The sequence below is a fragment of the Chryseobacterium sp. MIQD13 genome (assembly GCF_050496705.1).
GTDB lineage: Bacteria > Bacteroidota > Bacteroidia > Flavobacteriales > Weeksellaceae > Chryseobacterium.
On sequence record NZ_JBNWAF010000006.1, the window covers coordinates 1 to 6915 of the forward strand.

The window sequence follows — 6915 nt, forward strand, 5'->3', positions numbered from 1 at the left end:
CCATATACGAACACTTTCTTTAACCTCCTCCGGTTATTTGATTGGTGGAGAATCCAGATCTGAGAGATCAGGCAATAAAACTGCAGGTATAGAAGAAGGAACTGATTTGTGGCTGCTCTCTTTAAATGAAAGAGGTGAAGAGCTTTGGCAGAAATCCTACAATTTTGGAAACAGGGATATTCTGATGGGAACAAGTGTGCTTCATTCAGCGGATGATAAATCTTCGAAGGGAATTCTTTTAGGTGGCTATACCCAAGCGGAAGGAAAAATACAGGGTAATGATGAAACCTTCTGGATGCTGTATCTGGATCAGGATGGTAATGAACAATGGAGAAAACACGTAAAAGGAGAATCCAGAAAAAGAGAAGAAAGATTATCTGATATAAAGCTAAACAGGGATGGTTCAATCATATTGGCAGGAACGAGTGCAGAGGAGCTTGGAAAGGAAAACTGGAAGATAGTGAAGCTTGGTGACAGTCAGATCAATAAGCTGATTGAGAAGCAGGACATCAAGATTTATCCGAATCCTGTATCAGATTATGCTTATGTGGAAATAGGCTTTGAATTCAAAGAGGTAGATATTATGCTTTATGATATGAGCGGAAGACAGCTTCAGAGTTTGAAGACGAAGAATAAAGTAACGAAGATCAATACCCAGAATTTAATTCAGGGGGCTTATCTGGTTACGATAAAAACAGATACCGATAAAACGGCTAGCGCTAAATTAATCAAGAAATAAACACAGATGCAAAAAATTAAAAAAATAATATTTCTAACCTCAAGCTTGTCATTCATTATAGCTTTTGGTCAGGCAAATAATACCTTAATACAGAATGCCGTAAATAGTACAGCTGCCAAATCACCTGATGCAGCAGCTTTGTTTAGATATACAGAAATACCCGTTTCATTATACACTGGAATCCCTGAGATTAGTATTCCTTTGTACACTATTAAAGAAGGAGATATTGAATTACCAGTTTCTATTTCATATCATGCAGGAGGAATAAAGGTGAATGATGAGGCTTCCTCAATAGGTCTAGGTTGGAATTTAAATGTAGGAGGAAGAATTTCTCATGTTGTTGCTGGGGCTAATGATTTCAGTTTACATGGATATTATAATACTTATCCCAAAAATGCTACTGGATCAGGAGGATCGGTATCAATATGCCCTGTTCTACCATGGAATACAAGTACACAAACCAATGCTTTCTATTCAAACTATTTTTTACCGTATGAAAGTGATTACGGAAATATATATATAGACAATGACTTCCAACCTGATCAATTTTTAATTAATCTTCCAAATAAAAGCTATAAAGCCTATTTGGATATGTCAAAAACTATAAAAACTGATTATCCTAAATTTGCAATAGCGGGGCAGCCGAATGTCAATTTTAAATTAATTCCAGCATCAGGATTTCAACCAGGAGCGTATGGTAATTACAAATTTCAAGTAACGGATGAATCTGGGACAAATTACTATTTTGATAAAGGAGAACTTTCAAGACCTATGGTTGGCGGGAACTCTATTTCTGGACTTTCTCAGCTCCTTACTAAAATAGAGGATATCAAGGGAAATCTGGTTAACTTTTATTATTCTACAAGTATCATTAATGATAGATTATCTGGTTGTAAAAATACAAGAACAGATTATACTTATAATCCAAATGTAAATCTTGGATGGTCTAAAGAAAATGGGCTCACTGAGTGCAGTAAATTGAGAGTAGATGAAAGTTTTATAGAAAAAATAGAATTTTCCAACGGGAAAATAGAATTTATCTGGTCAGAAAGAGAAGATGTAAGCAATTCTAAGAAACTTACATCAATAAAGATATACAATAAATATAAACTCATACGGCAGTTTGATTTTAATTATGATTATTTTATTGCTGCAGATAATCTTGATACAAGTTCATTAGTTCAATGGCTTGGTGCTTCGAACAATAAGATATTTACCCATAGATTACGCCTATTGAATCTTACTGAATCCATTAAAAATGAAAAATATTCTTTTGAATATAACTCAACTTATAATTTACCAAATAAATTAAGTTTTTCAACTGATTTTTGGGGATATTATAATGGACAAAATAATAGTGATACATTTATTCCAAATCCTGAAAAATATATAAAAGGAGAAAATGTTTTTAATGTAACATCATTTACTAAAGATTATTTGGGATATTGGTATCAAACAAATGGAGCGCCACCAGGTTATAATCCTGTAGATGATAGCCGTATTTTTAAAAATTTTTCACCTGACGGGAAACATTACTTATCTGATAGAAGAGCGTCATTATATTCTTTAGCCAATATGCTAACTGCCATCAATTATCCTACTGGTGGAAAAACAGAGTATGAATACGAACCCAATACTTTTTCTAATTTTCCAATGCAGTCATTGCTTAATGACAATACAAGACAAGAACTTAATTCATATCAAAATATCAATATTATTAATGGAAATACTATTCATTCTGGCGGGGTTAATGATTTTAATGTGATAGGAAGTAATATAAAATTAAATATCAGAGCAAAATTTGATTTTTACTTTCTATCCAATACAAATACAGTAACACAATCATTCTGGATTTATATTAAAGATAAGTCCACAGGACAAATTATTAAGCAAATATACAATCCTAATATCGGCTCTTATCAAGGAACTGAAGTTAATGAAAATATTATATTGCAATCAGGAAATTATGAGATAGGTACCTCTTATAATAGCAATTTTACAGCTGGAAATATAGGTCTGTCTAATAACTCCTTCAGTTCAATTAATAATACATATCATATTGATTATGTCAATGAAAAAAGTATAATTAATAATATTGAACATAATTATAGCTCTGGTGGAGGTATAAGAATAAAAAGCATAAAATCAACCGAAAAGCCTGGATCTACCCCTATAATTAAGAATTATATTTATGATGAGATTTCAAATAATGGTACAAAAATTACTTCTTATGGTAATCTTGCTGATTTTCCTAAGTTTTTTGAAATTGAAAACAGATGTTATAACTACAACAACAGTAGTGCAAGTGGAGGAAGTTTACTGGCTAATCCTGGATGCTATATGGGCCTAAATACCCCACAGAGTCCTAATAACTATCCTCTTAAAATATCTGTTTATGAAGGAACACCAGGACAAGGGACTTCTACATTGCCACAAGGAAATCATATTGGTTATTCGAAAGTAATAGAACAGGAGACAGGAAAGGGACGAACGGAAAGTTATTTTGTTAATTATTATAATCAATCTTGTATTATGATGGCTCAAAGAGGGACTTCTTTGATTATTGGAGATGGTGATATTACAAAGCAAAGCATTTATGATAACAGTAATAATTTGATTAAAGAAACGGTATATAAATATAAATTTAATTATCCAGACAATCTAAATACATACTTTATTCCTGCATCCATTTTGGAACCTATAACTAGTTTTGAGCCTACTTTTCGTCAAATGAATCAAACAGGTGTAACCGCATCATTTGGAGGAATTATACATAATTACTCAATAAACTTATATAAATCTTTACTAGAGTCCACAACCACAAAAGAATATTTTCCAACAGGATCAAACAATTATATAGAAACAAAAACTTTAACTACTTATAATACCAAATACCAGCCGAGTATACAAAAAAACACATACCCTGACAACTCATTTACTGAAACTACTTATAATTATGCACAAGAAAAAGGCAATCAGCTTTTGATTGGTAAGAATATGGTTGGAATTCCATTGGAAACTATTGTAACCCAAACCAATAATGGAATTGTTAAAACATTATCAAAAACAGAAACGGTTTATCCTATTTCACTACCTGATTCACAGATTGGTAATTTTACACTTCCAAAATCTATAAAAACTTATGATATTTCTAATACTACTTCGGCTTTTACAGAAGTAACATTGGATAAATATGATGTAAAAGGAAATATACAACAGTACACTACAAAAGATGGAATTTCTATAACCATCATTTGGGGATACAATAAAACTCAGCCTATTGCCAAAATAGAAGGAGCTAAGTTTGCAGATATTCCCCAGTCATTAATTGATAGTATTGTTAACGCCTCAGATAATGACTCTCAAGTTGGAACTGATATATCAGAACAGTCGTTAATTGATGCTTTAGATCTTTTTAGGAATAATTCTGCATTGGCAGGCTATCAAATCAGTACCTACACCTATGATCCGTTAATTGGAGTAAAAAGTATTACACCACCATCCGGAATTAGAGAAGTTTACAAGTATGATTCAGCCAACCGCCTTGAAAAGGTGATTGATGTTAACGGAAAAGTACTGAAAGAATACAAATACAATTATAAAAACTAAACACAGATATGAAAAAAATAATTATTCCCATCGGTATGCTCCTGGCTGCACACTCTGTTCAGGCTCAGCTTACCCAGGGAGAAAACTATATCCAATCCAAAGCCTATTTGGATTACAGCGGAACCACGCCAACCAAGTCTTCTGAAACTGTACAATATTTTGATGGTTTGGGAAGACCAAAGCAGATAGTCAATGTAAAAGCTTCTCCATTAGGAAAAGATGTCGTTACACAAATAGAATACGATGCTTTTGGCAGACAAACCAAAGACTATCTTCCTGTTCCACAATCAGGAACTTTGAACGGAGCTATTGTTCCAACACCACTGGGAAATGCTTCATCTGTATATGGGGCAGAAAAGATTTATTCTGAAAAAATATTGGAAAACTCTCCATTGGATAGAATTCAGCAGCAGATCCAGGTAGGAAATGACTGGGCCAACAAGTCTGTGAAATTCGAATATGATACCAATCTTACAAATGAAGGAGTTAGGAAATTTGTGACGATAACAACATGGTTGAATAATGCAACATCTTCAGTAGTAAAAATGGCATCAGGATTCAATTATAATATGGGTACATTATATAAAAATACTATTATTGATGAAGATGGAAATAAGACCATTGAGTATAAAAATGGACAAGGGCAAACTATTTTGTTAAGAAAAACATTAAGTACAACAGAGAATTCAGATACTTATTATATATATAATGAATATAACCAATTGGCTTTTGTAGTTCCTCCGAAGGCCGTATTTGCCTTTTTTGAGGAATATGGAGCAGGCACTGATGACGAAATTCCAGTTGATATTTTAAACGATCTCTGTTATCAATATCGATATGACGGCAGAAACCGTTTGGTGGAAAAGAAACTTCCAGGCAAAGGCTGGGAATATATGGTATACGATAAGGCAGACCGACTCATTGCAACACAGGATGCCATCCTGAGACCAGCAGGAAAATGGCTGTTTACCAAATATGATAAGTTTGGAAGAGTTATCTATACTGGGATCATACAGGCTGCGAACAGACCGGAACTTCAGACGATCACCAATAATTACGTGATCATAGAAGAGCGAAATCAACAGGGCTTTTTTAGAAATGGCATACAGATCTATTATACAGATGGATTGTACGCTAACGCAGAAACGATCTTAAGTGTTAATTATTACGATACTTATCCTCAGGGTTACAGTTTCAATCCATCTTTTCCTTCAGCCATTCAGGGAGAACCTGTTTTGACTGAAACACCAACAGCTGATGGAAGAAGCACCAAAGGACTTCCTGTTATGAGCCTTGTGAAAAACATTGAAGATGATAACTGGACAAAGAATTACACCTATTACGATACTAAAGGAAGGGCTATTGGAAATTATTCAATTAATCATTTGGGAGGCTATACCAAAACAGAATCAAGACTGGATTTTGCAGGAATTCCGCAAGAGACCTATACCACCCATTTAAGAAGACCTAACGAGGACGGTGTATCAATTAAAGAAAAATTTATTTATGATAATCAGAATAGATTACTGAAACATTATCATCAGGTTGACAACTGGACAGAACAGCTATTGGCAGAAAACTCTTATAACGAATTATCTCAATTATCCAATAAAAAGGTTGGTTCAACAAACGGAGGAGCTCCATTGCAAAGCATTGACTATGCTTACAATATCAGGGGCTGGATGACAGATATTAATAAAGACCAGATGGTTGTTCCCGATTTGGGAGGGAAACTTTTCTCCTATAAAATCAAATATAATCAGAAGAATGGTCTTACCAATGCTGATCCTGTTTTATTTGCAGGAAAAGACGTAAAACCAAAATATAACGGAAATATTGCAGAAGTAGACTGGAGATCTGTAGAATCTCTGGGAGCCAACCCACCTACAGAACCCGAAAGATATGGCTATGCTTATGATGGCTTAAACAGGTTAACAGCAGGATATTATCAGAACCCGAATAATCCTGGCAGTAAAGAAAACACAGAATCATTGGATTATGATCTGAATGGGAACATTACCAATCTTTACCGGACCTCAGTCATGGAAAATGGGGGTACTACCGCCACTGTCATTGACAAACTGGAATATACCTATGTTGGGAACCAGGCTGTAAGAATCAAGGATAACAGCAATAACAGTACAGGATATGAAGGCGTATCAGGTTTCCCGATTGATTATGATCTGAACGGGAATATGAAAAGTATGATGGATAAGCAGATTACGGGAATAAGCTATAATCACTTAAATCTTCCTGATGTTTTGAATATCGGCTTTGACCCGATAACCACCCAGATCAAAACAAATTACCGTGCAGATGGAATAAAACAAAGAAAAGAAACGGTAAAAACTTCTATAGGAGTTGCGAGTACAACATGGACCAAAGAAATTACGGATTATCTTGATGGTTTTCAATATTTAAATACAACATCTTCAGGTGGCGGGGCATCCGAAGACATGTTCTCTATGGCTCTGATGGATACAAAACGGGCATTAGAAATGCAGGCATTTACAATTGGTCCTCCTGTTGATATTGATCCCACACCAATAGATCCAATTGTTCAGAAC

3 protein-coding genes are annotated in these 6915 nt (G+C 34.3%); all 3 read left to right on the forward strand.

All coding sequences use genetic code 11. From position 1 onward, the window contains the following. A partial coding sequence (locus ACQWU4_RS19470) for a T9SS type A sorting domain-containing protein (protein WP_429937412.1) occupies positions 1–739 on the forward strand: 739 nt, incomplete at its 5' end. A gap of 6 nt (positions 740–745) precedes the next feature. Continuing rightward, positions 746–4348, forward strand: coding sequence for a hypothetical protein (locus tag ACQWU4_RS19475; protein WP_429937413.1), 3603 nt, complete (start codon positions 746–748; stop codon positions 4346–4348). 8 nt (positions 4349–4356) lie between these two features. Further along, positions 4357–6915, forward strand: a 2559-nt coding sequence (locus tag ACQWU4_RS19480; protein WP_429937414.1) for a DUF6443 domain-containing protein, incomplete at its 3' end; no start/stop codon positions are given.

Coding starts and splice junctions, on each gene's coding strand:
- ACQWU4_RS19475 (WP_429937413.1), top strand. CDS start 746: ATGCAAAAAATTAAAAAAATAATATTTCTAACCTCAAGCTTGTCATTC.